The organism is Rhizobium sp. CAU 1783 (genome assembly GCF_054551725.1).
This window is the reverse complement of record NZ_JBTOLM010000003.1, coordinates 99,995-116,980: the sequence shown is the minus strand read 5'-3', so window position 1 is coordinate 116,980 and position 16,986 is coordinate 99,995. Positions and strand designations below refer to the sequence as shown.

15 protein-coding genes are annotated in these 16,986 nt (G+C 62.2%); 3 read left to right on the top strand and 12 right to left on the bottom strand.

Annotated features, from left to right (window positions below; genetic code table 11):
* Positions 1-80: 80 nt before the first annotated feature.
* The 10 genes from ACX93L_RS14255 to ACX93L_RS14210 form a co-directional block, all read right to left on the bottom strand.
* The gene (locus tag ACX93L_RS14255; RefSeq protein ID WP_459405480.1) at positions 81-2,219 is read right to left on the bottom strand and encodes a sodium-translocating pyrophosphatase; all 2,139 of its coding nucleotides are present in this window, start codon (positions 2,217-2,219) and stop codon (positions 81-83) included.
* Between the two features lie 149 nt (positions 2,220-2,368).
* Positions 2,369-3,598, bottom strand: a complete 1,230-nt coding sequence (locus ACX93L_RS14250) for an MFS transporter (protein ID WP_459405479.1) — start codon at positions 3,596-3,598, stop codon at positions 2,369-2,371.
* 16 nt (positions 3,599-3,614) lie between these two features.
* A complete protein-coding gene (gene nusB, locus ACX93L_RS14245) occupies positions 3,615-4,094 on the bottom strand; it encodes a transcription antitermination factor NusB (protein WP_169588911.1) in 480 nt (159 codons plus the stop codon).
* 6 nt (positions 4,095-4,100) lie between these two features.
* On the bottom strand, positions 4,101-4,559 hold the full coding sequence (ribH, locus tag ACX93L_RS14240) for a 6,7-dimethyl-8-ribityllumazine synthase (protein WP_459405478.1): 459 nt from the start codon (positions 4,557-4,559) through the stop codon (positions 4,101-4,103).
* Positions 4,560-4,945: 386 nt separating this feature from the next.
* Positions 4,946-6,034 carry a bifunctional diaminohydroxyphosphoribosylaminopyrimidine deaminase/5-amino-6-(5-phosphoribosylamino)uracil reductase RibD gene (gene ribD / locus ACX93L_RS14235; protein WP_459405477.1) on the bottom strand — a complete coding sequence of 363 codons (1,089 nt, stop codon included), beginning with the start codon at positions 6,032-6,034 and terminating at the stop codon, positions 4,946-4,948.
* Positions 6,035-6,037: 3 nt separating this feature from the next.
* Positions 6,038-6,511, bottom strand: a complete 474-nt coding sequence (nrdR, locus tag ACX93L_RS14230) for a transcriptional regulator NrdR (RefSeq protein WP_169588917.1) — start codon at positions 6,509-6,511, stop codon at positions 6,038-6,040.
* Positions 6,512-6,520: 9 nt separating this feature from the next.
* Positions 6,521-7,810: a serine hydroxymethyltransferase gene (glyA, locus tag ACX93L_RS14225; RefSeq protein ID WP_459405476.1), complete on the bottom strand. Its 1,290-nt coding sequence runs from the start codon at positions 7,808-7,810 to the stop codon at positions 6,521-6,523.
* 237 nt (positions 7,811-8,047) lie between these two features.
* Entirely contained in the window at positions 8,048-10,102 is a 2,055-nt protein-coding gene (locus ACX93L_RS14220; RefSeq protein WP_459405475.1) for a putative bifunctional diguanylate cyclase/phosphodiesterase, read from the bottom strand.
* Positions 10,103-10,249: 147 nt separating this feature from the next.
* On the bottom strand, positions 10,250-11,608 hold the full coding sequence (locus ACX93L_RS14215) for an aminotransferase class I/II-fold pyridoxal phosphate-dependent enzyme (protein ID WP_459405474.1): 1,359 nt from the start codon (positions 11,606-11,608) through the stop codon (positions 10,250-10,252).
* Positions 11,609-11,838: 230 nt separating this feature from the next.
* Positions 11,839-13,167: a L,D-transpeptidase family protein gene (locus tag ACX93L_RS14210; protein WP_459405473.1), complete on the bottom strand. Its 1,329-nt coding sequence runs from the start codon at positions 13,165-13,167 to the stop codon at positions 11,839-11,841.
* 243 nt (positions 13,168-13,410) lie between these two features.
* On the opposite strand from ACX93L_RS14210, the gene ACX93L_RS14205 reads away from it, so the two are divergent.
* On the top strand, positions 13,411-14,157 hold the full coding sequence (locus tag ACX93L_RS14205) for a YrbL family protein (RefSeq protein WP_459405472.1): 747 nt from the start codon (positions 13,411-13,413) through the stop codon (positions 14,155-14,157).
* Between the two features lie 60 nt (positions 14,158-14,217).
* Here the strand turns inward: ACX93L_RS14205 and ldtR are convergent, their stop codons facing one another.
* Both ldtR and ACX93L_RS14195 read right to left on the bottom strand, forming a co-directional pair.
* Complete coding sequence (gene ldtR / locus ACX93L_RS14200) at positions 14,218-14,727, bottom strand: transcriptional regulator LdtR (protein ID WP_169588929.1); 510 nt, start codon at positions 14,725-14,727, stop codon at positions 14,218-14,220.
* A gap of 130 nt (positions 14,728-14,857) precedes the next feature.
* On the bottom strand, positions 14,858-15,295 hold the full coding sequence (locus ACX93L_RS14195; protein WP_169588931.1) for a DUF6163 family protein: 438 nt from the start codon (positions 15,293-15,295) through the stop codon (positions 14,858-14,860).
* Positions 15,296-15,427: 132 nt separating this feature from the next.
* On the opposite strand from ACX93L_RS14195, the gene hemB reads away from it, so the two are divergent.
* Complete coding sequence (gene hemB, locus ACX93L_RS14190; protein WP_459405471.1) at positions 15,428-16,444, top strand: porphobilinogen synthase; 1,017 nt, start codon at positions 15,428-15,430, stop codon at positions 16,442-16,444.
* Between the two features lie 74 nt (positions 16,445-16,518).
* Positions 16,519-16,977 (top strand): RDD family protein, encoded by a 459-nt coding sequence (locus ACX93L_RS14185; RefSeq protein ID WP_169588936.1) that lies wholly within the window; start codon positions 16,519-16,521, stop codon positions 16,975-16,977.
* Positions 16,978-16,986 lie beyond the last annotated feature (9 nt).

Here is a 16,986-nt window from a genome sequence, read left to right as displayed (position 1 = left end):
TATCCGCCATCCGGGCATCAAAAAACCGCGGAAGTTTCCTTCCGCGGTTTCTTTTTGTCGGTATGTCTCCCGGCTGCCGATCAGCCCGCCAGAATGGCGAGCAGCAGAAGGGCGACGATGTTGGTGATCTTGATCGCCGGGTTGACGGCCGGGCCGGCGGTGTCCTTGTAAGGGTCGCCGACGGTATCGCCGGTCACCGAGGCCTTGTGGGCATCGGAACCCTTCAGGTGCTTGACGCCGTCCTTGTCGACGAAGCCGTCCTCGAAGCTCTTCTTCGCATTGTCCCAGGCACCCCCGCCGGAGGTCATGGAGATCGCGACGAAGAGGCCGTTGACGATGACCCCCAGCAGGGATGCGCCGAGCGCGGCAAAGGCCGAGGCCTTGGACCCGGAAATCAGCAGCACGCCGAAATAGACGACGAGCGGCGCCAGAACCGGCAGCAGCGACGGCACGATCATCTCGCGGATCGCCGCCTTGGTCAGCATGTCGACCGCGCGGCCGTAATCCGGACGCTCGGTGCCCTGCATGATGCCCGGCTTTTCCTTGAACTGGCGGCGGACCTCCTCGACGATCGAGCCGGCGGCGCGACCGACGGCGGTCATGGCGATGCCCCCGAACAGATAAGGGATCAGGCCACCGAAGATCAGGCCGGCCACCACATACGGGTTGGCGAGGCTGAAGGAGATGTCACCCATGTCGGCGAAGTAAGGATACTTGTCGCTGTTGGCGGCAAAGTACTGCAGGTCGTTCGAGTAGGCGGCGAAGAGCACGAGGGCACCGAGGCCTGCCGAGCCGATCGCATAGCCCTTTGTCACGGCCTTGGTCGTGTTGCCGACCGCATCGAGCGCGTCGGTCGACTTGCGGACTTCTGGCGGCAGGTGGGACATCTCGGCGATGCCGCCGGCATTATCCGTCACCGGACCGAAGGCATCGAGGGCGACGATCATGCCGGCAAGGCCGAGCATGGTGGTCACCGCGATCGCCGTGCCGAAGAGGCCGGCCAGCTGATAGGTCGCGATGATGCCGCCGACGATGACGATCGCCGGAAGCGCCGTCGATTCGAGCGATATGGCCAGCCCCTGGATGACATTGGTGCCGTGGCCGGTCACCGATGCCTGGGCAATCGAGTTGACCGGACGCTTGTTGGTCCCGGTGTAGTATTCGGTGATGACAACGATCAGCGCCGTGACCACGAGGCCGAGAACGCCGCAGATGAACAGGTTCCAGCCGGTGATGTCCATACCGGCAACCGTGCCGATCGAGCCCCAGCCGATGGTGAGCGAGGTCGCCGCACCGAGACCGACAATCGACAATGCGCCGGTCACGATCAGGCCCTTGTAGAGGGCGCCCATGATCGAGCCGTTGGTGCCGAGCTTGACGAAGAAGGTGCCGATGATCGAGGTGATGATGCAGGCGCCGCAGATCGCGAGCGGATAGATCATGGCGATTTCGATCGACGGAGTCGCGGCGAAGAAGATCGCGGCGAGAACCATGGTCGCGACCACCGAGACGGCATAGGTCTCGAACAGGTCGGCAGCCATGCCAGCGCAGTCGCCGACATTGTCACCGACGTTGTCGGCGATCGTCGCCGGGTTGCGCGGGTCGTCTTCCGGAATACCGGCCTCGACCTTGCCGACGAGGTCGCCGCCGACGTCCGCACCCTTGGTGAAGATGCCGCCGCCGAGGCGGGCGAAGATCGAGATCAGCGAAGCGCCGAAGCCGAGCGCGACGAGCGAGTCGATCACCTCGCGCGAACCGCTCTCATGGCCGAGCACCACGGTCAGAATGTAGAAGTAGATGGAGACGCCGAGCAGGGCGAGACCCGCCACCAGCATGCCGGTGATCGCACCGGACTTGAAGGCGATGTCGAGACCGGCGGCAAGGCTCTGCGACGAGGCCTGAGCGGTGCGGACATTGGCGCGCACGGAGACATGCATGCCGATGAAGCCGGCTGCACCGGAAAGTACGGCGCCGATCAGGAAGCCGATCGCAGCGGTTGCGGAAAGAAGGATCCAGGCGGCAATAAAGACAACGACACCGACCACCGCGATGGTGAGGTATTGACGGGCGAGATAGGCCTGCGCCCCTTCACGGATATAGCCAGCAATTTCCTGCATGCGGGCATTGCCCTGGTCGGCGGCAAGAACCGAGCGCGTCGCCCAGATCGCATAGACCACCGAAAGCAAGCCGCAAAATATAACGCCTAAAAGCACTGTCATTCGCAATACCTCCCGTATTGCCCGCGCCTCACTCCTCGCGGGCGGTGACGTCCGACTAGGCCCCTCCTCCAGAGGTCTCCAGACTTGCGGCGAGATTGCGTTGCAGATTCATTAACGTCAAGCCCCGCCGGTGTCGCAGGGATGGCCGCTCAGGCGGGGTCTTTGCGGGCAGCTGCGCGTAGCTGGAGAAGCACCAGAACCAGGCACAGGATGGTGACCGGCCAGATTACCAGGTTCATGATCGACCAGCCGAAGGCCGAGAAAACCTTACCCGACGAAAAGGACGAAAGGGCCACCGTTCCAAAGAGGACGATGTCGTGGAAACCCTGAACCTTGTCGGCCTCCTGAGGCCGGTAGCTGGAGGCGACGATGGCCGTCGCGCCGATGAAGCCGAAGTTCCAGCCGATGCCCAGCAGCACCAGCGCGAGCCAGAAGTTCCACAATTCGACGCCCATATGCGCGACGACGGCGCAGACCATCAGGATCAGCAATCCGGCGATCACCACCTTCTCCGTGCCGAATCGCGAGATCAGCATGCCGGTGAAGAAGCTTGGGGCGAACATGGCGATGACGTGCCACTGGATGCCGAGGGTGGCGAGTTCCGACGAAAAGCCACAGCCGACGACCATGGCGAGCGGCGCCCCGGTCATCATGAAGGTCATCAGTGCGTAGGTGCTGATGCCGCAGATCATGCCCGTCAGGAAGCGCTGGGTCATGACGATCTCGCGCAGCGGACGCGGCGGCTCGACACCAGGGCCGGCCTTCGACGCGGTATCGGGAAGCTTGAGGAATGCGAGTACGCCGATTGCCAGAAGCATGAGCGGCACCATGCCCATGAAGGCCCCGGCAAAGGTCACCGGCTCCATCCAGTCCTTCAGCCAGATGGCAAGCTGCGGCCCAACGATCGCCGACACGATGCCGCCGGCGAGAATCCAGGAGATCGCCCTGCCCTTGAAGAAGCTCGGCGACGCATCGGCCGCGGCAAAACGGATCTTCTGGGTGAACCCGCCGGACAGGCCGATCAACAGCAGGCCGAAGGCGAAGAGCCAGAAGTCGGAGCGGAAGAGCGCGAGGGCTGCAACGGTACCGCCGATCGCTCCCATCAGCGCGCCGACCATGAAGCTCTCACGCCGACCGAGGAAACGGGACGCCGCGGCAACAACGACCGCGCCGATCGCGACGCCAATGTTGAAGCCGGTCAGAGGCGCCGTCGCCAGGGATTTGTCGGCGCCGAGCAGCTGGAAGCCGGCAAGGCCTCCGACGGCGAAACTCAAGGGGCCGGCCGAACCGAGGATCGCCTGGGCAGCGGTGAGGATATACACATTGCGCTTGGCCGAACGCAGCTGGCCGTCCAAACCTTGCGTGTCTGCCGCACCCATGTCGTGATCCTTGCTGTTACTTCTTGGCGGGGCCGCGGACCTGCTTGGCGATGCGGTCGAGGACGGCGTTGACGAGCTTGGGCTCCTCGTCCTCGAAGAAGGCGCGGGCGATCTCGACATATTCCGTGACGATCACCGGAACGGGCACGTCCTTGCGCTCCAGCAGTTCGAAGGTGCCGGCGCGCAGAATGGCACGCACGGTAGAGTCGATGCGCGACAGCGCCCAGTCGTCCTGCAAGGCCTTGGCGATCATCGGATCGATCACCTTCTGGTCGCGCACGACGCCAGCCACGATGGAGCGGAACCACGAGGCGTCGGCCTTCAGGTAGGTGTCGCCGTCGAGCTCCTGGCCGAGGCGATGAGCTTCGTATTCGCTTACCACTTCCAGTACGCCGGTGCCGCCGATATCCATCTGATACAGCGCCTGAACCGCGGCGAGGCGCGCCGCACCCCGCTGGTTCGCGGTCTTTACCGGCTGGTTTTCTTCCGTCGACATATTCGTTCAGTTACCCAGTTTCTTCTTGAGCGCGATCATCGTCAGCGCCGCGCGTGCGGCAAAACCGCCCTTGTCCAGTTCGGAGCGGCGGGCGCGAGCCCAGGCCTGCGCCTCGTTTTCGACCGTCAGGATGCCGTTGCCGATCGGCAACGACTCGGAGACGGCCAGGTCCATGAGCGCACGCGAGGATTCGTTCGAGACGATGTCAAAATGATAGGTCTCGCCGCGAATGACCATACCGAGTGCAACGAAGCCGTCATACTGGACACCTTCCTCGTCGGCCGCGTCGAGAGCCATGGAGATGGCCGGCGGAATTTCGAGCGCGCCCGGAACGGTTGCGATGTCGTAGGTCGCGCCGGCTTCGTCGAGAGCGGCCTTGGCGCCTTCGAGCAAAGCGTCGGACAGGTCATCGTAAAACCGTGCTTCGACGATGAGGAGATGCGGTGCAGATTTCTTCTTAGCCATGATCTCGACCCCGGTTTTCAGGAGATTTCGGCGCAGTGCCGGACAGAGGGCGGTCAAATCACGGCGCACCGGCCTTGGCAAGTGTTTTTCGGGCGGATGCCGCGAATGACATGTGTCGACGTTCTAATTTGCCGCCGCGTCACCGCAAACCCGGCCCCGGGAACAAAAGGCCTGACCGCCTGTTGTTAGCAGGAGCGTCACGTTCCGGGGCGCAGATCACACAACAAGGAGCACGGCCGAACGGTCGTAAGGAGGTACATCATGGGTCGCGGTATTTTGCTCTGGCTGCTCGGGGTTCCGATCCCGCTCATCATTCTCATCATGCTGTTCTGGCGCTAGGCTGGCCGGAAGGTCCGCGTGCCCACAAATGGGCCGCGGATGCCTCATCAGCGACCGTCTCGTTCGAAGACGCAGAGGCGATCGGCTCCCCAAACAGCCGATCGGATCTTGCGGAATCCGGGCGGCACGGTGCCGGGCGTGACTGGCGAGGGGATGCCGCCCTCCCCGACCGTTCCGCTCCCTTCGTAGAGATGGATCTCATCGACGAGATCGGCGGAAAGCCATTCAGCGGCGACCCGGGCACCACCCTCGACCAACACCGAGGAGATCCCGCGATCGGCCAGCGCGGAAAGCAATGTTTGGGGGCGGTCGACCTCAAGCACCTCGACGCCTTTAGCCTGAAGGGACGCCTTTCGGTCGGCATAACCGGGAAGCGGCTGCCCGTCGCCGACGACGATGACCGGCACCGTCGAGGCACTCGACGCGAGCTTGGAATCCACGGGCAACTCAAGCCTGCGATCAAGCACGATGCGGATCGGGGAATAGACTTCCAGACCCTCCAGACGAACGTTCAACAGCGGATCGTCGGCCAGCGCCGTACCGATGCCGACGAGGATAGCGTCGGTTTGGGAACGGAGTACCTGAACCTGTCCACGTGCCACCGGACCAGTGATCGCAACCTGGCCGGCACCCTGCCGGCCGATCATGCCATCCGTTGAAACGGCAAGCTTCAGAATCACTTGCGGGCGCGCCTTCGTCTGGCGGGTGAGATACCCCGCAAGTGCGCGCCGCCCCTCTTCCTCAAGCACACCTGTGGTTACTGAAATTCCGGCCTCCTCCAGCATCCGCAGCCCGCGGCCCGAGACACGGGTGTCCGGGTCGGTGACGGACACCACGACACGGGCGACACCGGCGGCGATCAGCGCATCGGCGCAAGGCGGCGTCCTGCCGTGATGGGAACAGGGTTCGAGGGTGACGTAGGCGGTTGCGCCGTGGGCGTGTTCTCCAGCATCGGCCAGCGCCTGCGGTTCGGCATGCGGCCTTCCGCCGGGAGCGGTCACCCCTCGCCCGACGATCACGCCGTCCTTGACGATCAGGCAACCGACGGACGGGTTGGTCGAGGTTCGGCCGAGATTCCAGAGAGACAGGCGGATCGCCGCCGCCATGAAACGCGCATCGTCCGGCACCGAGGCCAAGGACTACTCGCCGCTGTCGCGGGAGATCTTGGCGCTGATCTCCTTGATGAGGTTCTCGAAGTCCTCGGCGTGCGAGAAATCGCGATAGACGGACGCGTAGCGGACGAAGCCCACGTCATCGAGGCTCTTCAGAGCCTCAAGCACCTGCAGGCCGATCTCCTCGGAGGAGATCTCCGTCTCGCCGGAACTTTCCAGGCGCCGCACTATGCCCGACACGGCGCGCTCGATCCGTTCGTTGTCCACCGGGCGCTTGCGCAGGGCGATCTGGAACGAACGAACCAGCTTGTCCCGGGCGAAAGGCACCTTCCGCCCGGTCTTCTTGATGACCATAAGTTCACGCAGCTGCACGCGCTCGAAGGTCGTGAAACGGCCACCACAGTCCGGGCATATCCGACGCCGGCGGATGGAGGTGTTATCCTCCGCCGGGCGGGAATCCTTGACCTGGGTGTCGTCCGAACCGCAGAACGGGCAGCGCATGCGCTTTCCTTACATGTAGGGGTACATCGGGAAGCGGTCGGTAAGCTTGACCACCTTCTCGCGAACGGCAGCCTCGACGGCCGCGTTGCCCTCGTCGGAATTGGCGACCTTCAGCCCGTCCAGAACCTCGACGATCAGGTTGCCGATTTCCTTGAACTCGGCTTCCTTGAAGCCACGGGTCGTGCCGGCCGGCGTGCCAAGGCGGACGCCCGAGGTGACGAAGGGCTTTTCGGGGTCGAACGGGATGCCGTTCTTGTTGCAGGTGACGTAAGCGCGTCCGAGGGCGGCTTCCGCACGCTTGCCGGTCGCGTTCTTCTTGCGCAGGTCGACGAGCATCAGGTGGTTGTCGGTGCCGCCCGAAACGATGTCGAGGCCACCGGCCTTGAGCGTCTCGGCGAGAGCCTTGGCGTTCTTGACGATCTGGGCTGCGTAGTCCTTGAACTCAGGCTTCAGCGCTTCGCCGAAGGCGACGGCCTTGGCAGCAATGACGTGCATCAGCGGGCCGCCCTGGAGGCCCGGGAAGACGGCAGAGTTGATCTTCTTCGCAATATCCTCATCGTTGGTGAGGATCATGCCGCCGCGCGGGCCACGCAGCGACTTGTGGGTCGTGGTGGTGGCAACGTGGCAATGCGGGAACGGCGACGGATGCTGGCCACCGGCGACGAGACCGGCGATGTGGGCCATGTCGACCATCAGATAGGCGCCGACTTCGTCAGCAATCTCGCGGAAACGCTTCCAGTCCCAGATGCGGGAGTATGCGGTACCACCGGCGATGATCAGCTTCGGCTTGTTTTCACGCGCCTTCTTTGCGACTTCGTCCATATCGAGCAGGTTGTCGCCTTCGCGAACGCCGTAGGAGACGACGTTGAACCACTTGCCGGACATGTTGACCGGCGAACCGTGGGTCAGGTGACCGCCGGAGTTGAGGTCGAGGCCCATGAACGTGTCGCCCGGCTGCAGCAGCGCGAGGAAGACGGCCTGGTTCATCTGCGAACCGGAGTTCGGCTGAACGTTGGCGAAGTTCACGCCGAACAGCTTCTTGGCGCGCTCGATGGCGAGCTCTTCGGCAATGTCGACGAACTGGCAGCCGCCGTAGTAGCGCTTGCCCGGATAGCCTTCGGCATACTTGTTCGTCATGATCGAACCCTGTGCCTCAAGAACGGCACGGGAGACGATGTTTTCCGAGGCGATCAGCTCGATTTCGTGACGTTGGCGACCCAGTTCCTTCTCGATCGCGCCGAAGATTTCCGGATCGGTGTCGGCAAGCGTACGGGAAAAGAAGGCATCGGTGTTCGACATGACTGCAGGCTCCTGACGGGTTGATGCCAAGGGGTCTTAACGCTCACTTTGGGCAAGGGCAATACGGGACGCGACATTTGCGCATCAAAGAGCGATCCCGGTCGATCCAGGGCAAGTTTCGTGGCGCCGGGAGCGGGTGCGCCCTGGCAAGCGACGCCTTCTACCGTCTGAGGGGACGGACTTTGCGCCGGCGCCGGGAGAGACCCACTGGGCGGACGAAAAGCGTCGGCCCTGCCCTCAAGAGGCCTTGCGCAGCTGACGCTCGCGCAGGAAATTCTCGAGTTCGTCGAGCGGCATCGGCTTGGCGAAGGCATAGCCCTGCAGGACGTCGCAACCGAGTTCCCGCAGGACCAGCGCTTGTTCCATGGTCTCGACGCCCTCGGCGACGACCTCGATGCCCAGCGACTTGCCCATCTCGATGATCGAAGACACCAGGTGGCGCTTCTCCGGAGAGACGAGGATGGGGGCGACGAACTGCCGGTCGATCTTGAGGCGCTGCGGGCTCAGCCTGAGCAGGCTGACGATCGATGCGTGACCCGTGCCGAAATCGTCGATCTCGATCTCAATGCCGAGCGCCTTGATCTGCTCGATATTGGAGGAGAGCGTCTCGTCGGTCTCGTCCAGGAAAACGGATTCGACGAGTTCGAAGGCAACGGTCCCGGGCCTGATGCCGACCGCCTTCAGGCTCTCGATCAGGCCGCGGTCGTTGAGACGGCGCGCCGATACGTTGACCGCGACCTTCGGGATGACAAAACCGAGATCCGCCCAGCGGTCGAAATGCTTCGTCGCACTTTCGAGGATGAGCCGGTCGATGACGTCGAGGACGTTGATATCCTCGGCGATGCCGAGGAAGTGGGCCGGAGCCAAAACGCCTCGCACGGGATGCTGCCAGCGCACCAGCGCCTCCACCCCGACGATCTCGTGGGTCCGGGCGCAGAATTGCGGCTGGTAGTAGCTGATGAATTCCTTCTGCTCGATGCCACGCAGGATATCGTCGGCGGTCTGCTTCGCATCGACGATCTCGCGCTGGATCTCCTCAGAGAAGAATTCGGCGGTGCCCTTCATGCGCTGCTTCACCCGATAGAGCGCGATGTCCGAGTTCACGAGCAGGCTCTTCGGATCGACCTCATCGCCCATGGCGACGGCAATCCCGACACTCGCACCGACGCGGCAGAGATGCCCCTGATACGGCACCGGCTGGCAAATTCGCTCGATCAGTGCGTTGGCCAGCTCGGACAGATGACGCGTGTCGTCGTCCGACACCTGGCGGACGATGATGAACTCATCGCCGCCGACACGGGCGATAAAGTCGTCGGGGCGGGTGGCGGCGCGGATCAGCCTGGCCACATGGATCAGCATCTCATCGCCGGCAACATGACCCATCGTGTCGTTGATCTGCTTGAACCGGTCGAGGTCGACATGGAGGAGCGCGATACCACCGCCGTCCGCAGCGCATCTCTTTGCATGATGTGCCAGCACAAGATCGAGTGAGCGCCTATTGGGCAGACCGGTCAGCGCATCATGGAGCGCGTTGAACTCAAGTATCGCCCTGGTCGCCTCCAGTTCCGCATTGCGTGCCTCGGCAAGATTCTTCGCCTTTTCCAGTGCAATGTTGGCGCGCTCCATGTCGGCCTGGGCGTGCGTCAGCTCACCCAGCGTGCGCTCGTGCCGGGCGACCTCACGGATCAATTCGGACCGGCTGTCGACGACGGTTGCGTAGTAGCTCGCCATGAAGAAGGCATAGACGGTTGCGCTGAAGGCCGAGGCCATGCCGGCATAGACCATGTTCGTCAGAGGGACATTGTCGGGGAAGGTTTCCCCGGACAGGACATAGGCCGCGAGAAAGAGCGACAGGCCGGCCAGAAGCTGGGTCATCACTGCAATTCGCGAAAGTACGGTCGCTCCCATGTAGAAGAAGGCGAGCATGGGCATCAGCACGTACCACATCAGGAAGGGCGAGCTGGCGCCGCCGTAGTGGTAGGATCCCCACAGGATTGCGAAGTTCAGGTTCAGGATCGAAAGATGGGCAAGCACCGCATAGGCATGCGGAAAGAGCTTGATGAGGCCGAGAAAGAGCCAGAAGCCGAAAATCGACGCCGCAAGCACCGGAACCTGCGGCCAAGGCGCCGGGTCGATCAGCCAGAGACTGATCGGGATCGGCGAACCGGTGATCGGCCCGAACATATGACTGATCAGGAACATGCGGACACGCTTGCGCGTGTGCACATCCTTTCTCAGATGCGCCGGCGTCAGCCAATCGATGGCTGCATCAAGCCGGTTTGCGAGGGTCATATCTCCGCCTTTCCAATACAACGTATCGGCTAGTATACGACATAATCATTTCGGCCAGGTGAATCGCGATTCGCACATCATTGCCGATGCTTAGCGCAAGAGCGGATGCGACCGGGGGACGAGAATCCGAAAAGATGAAGGGTGCGATCATACCGGATCGAGCTCCTCTGCCCCGGTCCTGACCACTCGCCCCGCGGCCAACAGACCGAGACGTTCCAGATCCGCGCGTCCCGCCTTCACGGCCTCGTCCAGGGCGGCGATCATGCGCTCGACGTCATCGGCGGTGTGGCCCGCCATCACCTGGAAGCGGAAGCGCGATTCCGATTTCGGCACCGCCGGATATTCAACCAGATTGGCGAGACCACCGCTCCCGGGCAGCCGTCGCGCAATCAGCCTGCCCAACGCCTCGCCTCCGACGAAAACCGGAACGATCGGCGACGGGGAGCCAAGCGCATGAAGCCCGGTGCGCTCCACGGCGTGGCGAAGGTGGAGGATGTTGGCCATCAGGCGGTTGCGGAGAATACCCCCCTCGTCCGAGCGGACAATGTCGAGCGCCGTGAGGACCACCGCCGCCTGTACGGGAGACAACGCATTCGAGAAGGTCTGCGTGGCGCTGTAGTATTTGAGGTACTCCGCCCCTGCCCGCGATTTCACCGCGATGAAACCACCGTTTGAGGCGAAGCTCTTGGAAAAGCTGCCTATCAGGATGTCTGCGGCATCCAGGAGGCCGGCGGCCGCTAGGTTGCCGCGACCGTCCGGCCCCATGCAGCCGAAATCATGGGCGCAATCGACGAGCAGCGTCGCGCCATGGTCATCGCAAGCGGCGCGGACGGCCGCGAAGTCCGGCACGTCGGAATGCATGGAGAACAGGCTTTCGGTGACGACGAGGATACCGCCCCCCGCATCCTTTTCGCGGATACGCTTTAGCCGTCGCTGGAGCGCTTCCGTGCGCAGATGTGCAAAATGTTGGATGCTGCCGGTTGCAGCGCGCGCGCCCTCCTGCAGGCAGGAATGGGCAAGAGCATCCATCACCACATGGTCATGGGAACGCACGAAACCTTGAACGGCGGCAAATCCCGCCGACCAGCCGGTCGGGTACAGCACGATCTCCCTCCCCCCGAGAAATTCCGAGAGCGCCTGTTCCAGGGCGAGCGAGTTCGCGGTGTTGCCGAGCAAGGCAGCGGAACCGGCACTGTGGACGCCGTATCGCTCGACCGCCTCGATCGCCGCCTGCTTGATCCGTGGATGGGAAGACAGGCTCAGATAGTCCTGGGATGCGAAATTGGTGCCCTGGAAGGGTTCACCGGCGTCATTGCGCACGCGGCAATGCGTGGAAGGCGCGCCTTCCGTCGAGCGTGCATAGGGCCACAGGCCATGCTGCCGCCGCCCGTCCTGCCAGGCAAAGAAGTCGTCCGCGCGCCGCAAAAGTTCGCGATCTGCCGGAGCCCGGAAATCCTTGAGGCTGCCCGTCAAAGTGGCAAAAGGCAATTCCTCTTCTGGCTTCATCGCGTCCATCTCTTCCCCGCGCGCCATTGTCGATCGGCACATGGGTAGACTGTATTTTTATGGGAAAATGGCCGCAATCCTAAAAGCTGACAGTGCAGATGCGTGAAATTCTTAACGGTTCCAATCACGATGCAATACAATTGCCAATTGCCAAACCATTGAAACTAAAAATGGAAAAGGCCGCACCCATGGCGCGGCCCCTTGCAACTACGGATCGCAGTCTTATGAGGTTATTGCGGCAAGATGTCGTCGTCGACCGAACCGCCAACCTGCTCGACACCGATGTTTGTCTGAAGCGCCAGCTGTGCATTGCCGTCCAGTTCGTAAATGTCGTCACGGAACTGCACGACCTTGTCCTTGGCGGACCAGGCAGAGATGTAAACCCAGTGGACGCCGATCTCGTCGGCCAGCGGAATCGGCGTATTGACGCGGGTCGCGATGACGCGCTCGATTTCCTGACGGCTCCAGCCGGGGGTGTTCTTCAGCAGCCAGACGACCAGATCGCGGACGTTCTGGACACGCACGCAACCGGAAGACTCGAAGCGCATCAACTTGTTGAACAGACCCTGCGTCGGGGTGTCGTGCATGTAGACGCCGTCCGGGCTCGGGAAGTTGATCTTCGTCGAGGACATCGCGTTGATCTTGCCCGGATCCTGGCGGAACATCAGGTTCGGTGCCTTGGGTGCGAACCAGTCGATGGTCTCCGGAGCCACTTCCTGGCCATTGCCGTCAATCAGGCGAATGCTGTTGCGGGTCAGATAGGTCGGATCCTTGCGCATCATCGGGACGATGTCTTTTTCGACGATCGAGCGCGGCGAGGTCCAGTAAGGGTTCAAGATGACATCGCTGACCTTGGAATCGAGCGTCGGTGACGGACGGCTGATACGGCCGACGATCGCGGTGTTGCGCAGCGCCACGCGGTCGCCCTCGACGGCTTCGACATAGGCGGCAGGGATATTGACCACGATGTAGCGGTTCTCCAGCTGCTTGCCCATCATCTCCTGGAAACGCTGCATGTTCACGTTCAGCTGCATCAGGCGGGTATCGGCCGACACGTTGAGCGCCTTGATGGTGAATTCTCCGAGCACACCGTCTTCGGGCAAGCCATGACGCGCCTGGAACCGCTTGACTGCACCATCGACATAGGTGTCGAAAGCATTCGACATGCCGGCCGAGCGATCGAGATCGCCGGTGATCATCAGGCGCTGGCGCAGTTGCTGAACGGACGGATCGACGGCCCCGAGCTTGAGCTTCACCGTAGGATTGACCTGAGGCCAGCCACCATTCGCGACGATCGCCTGATAGTCGGCGATCGCCTGCTGGATGTTGAAGAGATTGGTTGGGCTCAGCATCGGCGTGTTGGACACGACTGAGACGGTCGTCCGCGAAGCCTGCGCGTCGAACTGGTCGTCCCAGTTGCCGCGCCGCGGAGCGGTGATCACTTCATCGATCGCCGTCTGGGCGACTGCCTGACCGGCTACGGCAGCGACACCGGCTGCTCCGACGCCCCGCAGCAGGGCTCGACGGGACAAGGCAACGTTTCCAGACTTTTTCGACATTTTTCCTACCGTTTTCCAAATTGAACGACACATACCTTCCTTACGGCGGTATGGTTAACAAATGGACGATTTCCGCCCGCGCCGTGGTGAGCTAGCACCCTCGACCACGGCATGCATGCAGCTTTTTGCATGCATGGCCGGTCCCATATCAATATGGCCAATTCGTGGCTCGGCCCCTTGCCTGCGTTGTCACATTTCTGTCATACATCATGTCGTTATTTTCATTCACGACACAGAAATACTATGGCTTCCAAAGATTTTCGACACAAGTTCGGGCGCAGACTCGACATTAACGAGTGCCATTTCGAAACCGCCGGATCACTAAAACGTGTCTATACGCATCCGGACATGCCGGATGTGGTGTTGAAGATCGTCGATCCCGAGCGAACTCATGGCGACGGCCGCCTCAAAGGCGAGAGCTTCATCAAACGCAAGAACCCGCTCGGCGTCTATCGCGGCTTCAGGCGCGAACTCACGCAATATCTCATTCTGAGCCGTCGCTGGAACGAAGACGTCTGTGGCGCCCCGCCCTTGGCGGTGCCTTGTGGCCTTCAGCCAACCACGGCAGGTCTGGCTCTCGTGACCGAGAAGATCATCAATGCGGACGGGGAATTGGCCCCTACCCTCGAAAAACTGTTTCAGACAGGAGCAGTCGAGCTAAAGCACCTGGAGGCGCTCGAGCGGTTCTTCGAGGCCTGCATCGCCATGCATGTCGTGCTTTCCGACATGCACATGCGGCAGTTCCTTTACAGCGAGGTGCGTTCGGGGCGTCCGGAATTTGTCGTTATCGACGGCATTGGCGAGAAGAACATGATCCCGCTGCGGTCGCTGAGCGTGCGCCTGAACGGACGGCGCCTGGGCAAGGCCCGGGACCAGATCTTCCAAGAGATCTTTGCTCGATATCCGGCGCTTCAACGCCAATGGACCGGAAGACGCGCTGACGCGTCCCGGTCCGAATTGGTCAGAGGTCCAAGCGCCGAGAGGCGATGAAGGCTCCGCGCGGCCGCTGCATGACTGGAGGAAGTGCAGCGGCGCTTCAGCTCTCGTGGATTAGAGCTTGTAGCTGATGGTGTCGTTCCAGAAGCGGTCGAGACGCTGCAGGAGCTTGTTCATCTGGGTGAACTCGTCCGAACCGATGCCGCCGACCTTCTGGATCGAGCCGATATGACGCTCGTAGAGCTTGGCGACGGTCTCGGCGACGTCCTGACCGGCTTCCGTCAGGCTGATGCGGACCGAACGACGGTCGATGCGCGAGCGCTGATGGTTGATGAAGCCGAGGTCGACGAGCTTCTTGACGTTGTAAGACACGTTCGAGCCGAGATAGTAGCCGCGCGAGCGCAGCTCACCGGCGGTCAGCTCGGAGTTGCCGATGTTGAAAAGCAGGAGTGCCTGGATGGCATTGACGTCGCTGCGACCCTGGCGGTCGAACTCGTCCTTGATGACGTCCAGAAGACGGCGGTGGAGACGTTCAACGAGGTGCAGGGATTCCAGGTAGAGGTTGCGGATCGCTTCTTCCTGGGGATCGATCGATGCCGGCTGCGGCTTCAGTTTCGTGTTCATGTCGGTCTGCCTCACTGTTTTGGGTGGCGGCTGTTGTTTTCTCCCGCCTTGGTGAGGACCATATCCAATGCATATAAAATTCTATTTAAAACGCAGCCTTAACAGGAGCTTACCAAGCGGCCACATCCCATCAGGGTAAATCAACCCTTATCTCTTCCCCCTTGTGGCGCATTTCGAGCCACAGGGCGAACCGGAAGACGATATAGACCGCAGCCACCACCGCGTGCATGGTGACGGCAAGAGAGTTATGGCCGAAAGTGGGGGACCAGAGCCCGTACATGAGCACCTGGGTCCCTGCCCCGAGCGCCCAGATGACGGGCCCCCAGGATACACAGAGCCAAAGGCCGAGGGCCGCGATCGGAAAGAGAACGGCAAGGCTCGTGCCGACGACCTTCCATGGCAGCGCGATCAGATCGAAACGGCCGGAACCGCTCGCCGAGTAGCCGACCAGCATGCCCCAGTATTGGAGTGCGAACCAGAGGCACGCCACCGCCACCATCCGCAGGAAGATCACGAACAGCGTTTCCGTCAGACTGCGTTTCGGTGCGCTTTGAGAATCAGGTTCCATGCGCGGAGGATAAGCGCAAGCAGCCCCCTTTCGCCAGCCGCAGCCGCGACGAAGCGCGCGCTTCCGCTTTGGCAAAGGCTGGCTTAAGTGCTATCCAGCCAAAACTCAAAAGACGCAAACGAGGAATTCGCCATGCAGGACAAGACACATCTGGTCGACGACATCACCGGTCACCGCCGGATGCGCCGCAACCGCAAGGCCGACTGGACACGCCGCCTGGTTCAGGAAAACCGCCTGACGGTCGACGACCTCATCTGGCCGATCTTCGTCATCCCCGGCGAGAACATCGTCGAGCCGATCGCCGCGATGCCCGGCGTCAACCGCATGACGGTCGACAAGGCCGTCGAAGCGGCCAAAGCCGCGGCCGATCTCGGCATTCCGGCTCTCGCCACCTTTCCCAACGTCGAAATGAACCTGCGTGACGAGACGGGATCTCAGATCCTCGAAGCCAACAACCTGATCAACCGCACGACGGCCGCCATCAAGAAGGCCGTGCCGAACATCGGCGTCATCACCGACGTCGCGCTCGACCCCTTCACCAGCCACGGGCATGACGGCATCCTGCGCGGCAGCGAGATCGCCAATGACGAAACCGTCGACCAGATCGTCCGTGCGGCGGTCCTCCAGGCCGACGCGGGTTCGGACATCATCGCGCCGTCCGACATGATGGACGGCCGGATCGGGGCGATCCGCCGCGGGCTCGACGCCGCAGGCCACCAGTCGGTCGGCATTATGTCCTACGCGACCAAGTTCGCCTCCTGTTATTACGGCCCCTATCGTGAGGCGATCTCGACAGGCGGCCTGCTGAAGGGCGATAAGAAGAGCTACTACATCGACCCGGCCAACGGCACCGAGGCGATCCGAGACGCCGCCCTCGACGTCGAGGAAGGCGCCGACATGCTGATGGTCAAGCCGGGCCTGCCCTATCTCGACATCTGCTGGCGGATGAAGGAAGCCTTCGGCCTGCCGGTCTTCGCCTACCAGGTGTCCGGCGAATATGCGCAGATCAAGGCTGCCGCAGCCAATGGCTGGATCGACGGAGAGCGCGCGATGCTCGAGACGCTCCTATGCTTCAAGCGTGCCGGCTGCGACGGCATCCTCACCTATTTCGCCATGGACGTGGCGAAATATCTTTCCCGGCAGGGCTGAGGCGTGTCCCGGCGGATTGTTTTTCGCCGGGTGCTTCCCATATCCATGTTTCGAAACATTTGCGGGAGCAAACCATGACCCTCGACCCGAACCCGATCTATGCGGCCCCTGAGGACTGGCGCGCCTATAGCGGCGTGCTGTCTCGGCGCGTCTTCGCGTTCCTCATCGACTATCTGATCGTCGCAGCACTTTGGGTACCGGCGGCCGTGCTCGTCTTCTTCATCGGCGTGCTGACGCTCGGATTGGGGTTCTTGCTCTATCCCATCCTGTTCTTTATCGTCGCCGGCCTCTATTTCGGCCTGTCGCTCTCCGGCCCGTCGCAGGCGACGCCCGGCATGCGGGCGATGGGGATCGCCATGGTCCGGCTCGATGGTCGACGCATCGATTTCGTCACCGCCATCGCCCATCTCGCGCTGTTCTGGATCCTCAATTCGATCCTGACACCGCTGATCCTGCTTGCCGGCCTCTTCATCGAGCGCTCGCGACTCGTTCACGATCTGCTGCTCGGCACCGCGACAGTTCGGACAGCCTGAGGTGGATCG

Bases quoted from the DNA above. Each gene is read 5' to 3' on its own strand.
- ACX93L_RS14255 (WP_459405480.1), bottom strand. From the start codon at position 2,219: ATGACAGTGCTTTTAGGCGTTATATTTTGCGGCTTGCTTTCGGTGGTC.
- ACX93L_RS14250 (WP_459405479.1), bottom strand. From the start codon at position 3,598: ATGGGTGCGGCAGACACGCAAGGTTTGGACGGCCAGCTGCGTTCGGCC.
- nusB (WP_169588911.1), bottom strand. From the start codon at position 4,094: ATGTCGACGGAAGAAAACCAGCCGGTAAAGACCGCGAACCAGCGGGGT.
- ribH (WP_459405478.1), bottom strand. From the start codon at position 4,559: ATGGCTAAGAAGAAATCTGCACCGCATCTCCTCATCGTCGAAGCACGG.
- nrdR (WP_169588917.1), bottom strand. From the start codon at position 6,511: ATGCGCTGCCCGTTCTGCGGTTCGGACGACACCCAGGTCAAGGATTCC.
- glyA (WP_459405476.1), bottom strand. From the start codon at position 7,810: ATGTCGAACACCGATGCCTTCTTTTCCCGTACGCTTGCCGACACCGAT.
- ACX93L_RS14220 (WP_459405475.1), bottom strand. From the start codon at position 10,102: ATGACCCTCGCAAACCGGCTTGATGCAGCCATCGATTGGCTGACGCCG.
- ACX93L_RS14215 (WP_459405474.1), bottom strand. From the start codon at position 11,608: ATGAAGCCAGAAGAGGAATTGCCTTTTGCCACTTTGACGGGCAGCCTC.
- ACX93L_RS14210 (WP_459405473.1), bottom strand. From the start codon at position 13,167: ATGTCGAAAAAGTCTGGAAACGTTGCCTTGTCCCGTCGAGCCCTGCTG.
- ACX93L_RS14205 (WP_459405472.1), top strand. From the start codon at position 13,411: ATGGCTTCCAAAGATTTTCGACACAAGTTCGGGCGCAGACTCGACATT.
- ldtR (WP_169588929.1), bottom strand. From the start codon at position 14,727: ATGAACACGAAACTGAAGCCGCAGCCGGCATCGATCGATCCCCAGGAA.
- ACX93L_RS14195 (WP_169588931.1), bottom strand. From the start codon at position 15,295: ATGGAACCTGATTCTCAAAGCGCACCGAAACGCAGTCTGACGGAAACG.
- hemB (WP_459405471.1), top strand. From the start codon at position 15,428: ATGCAGGACAAGACACATCTGGTCGACGACATCACCGGTCACCGCCGG.
- ACX93L_RS14185 (WP_169588936.1), top strand. From the start codon at position 16,519: ATGACCCTCGACCCGAACCCGATCTATGCGGCCCCTGAGGACTGGCGC.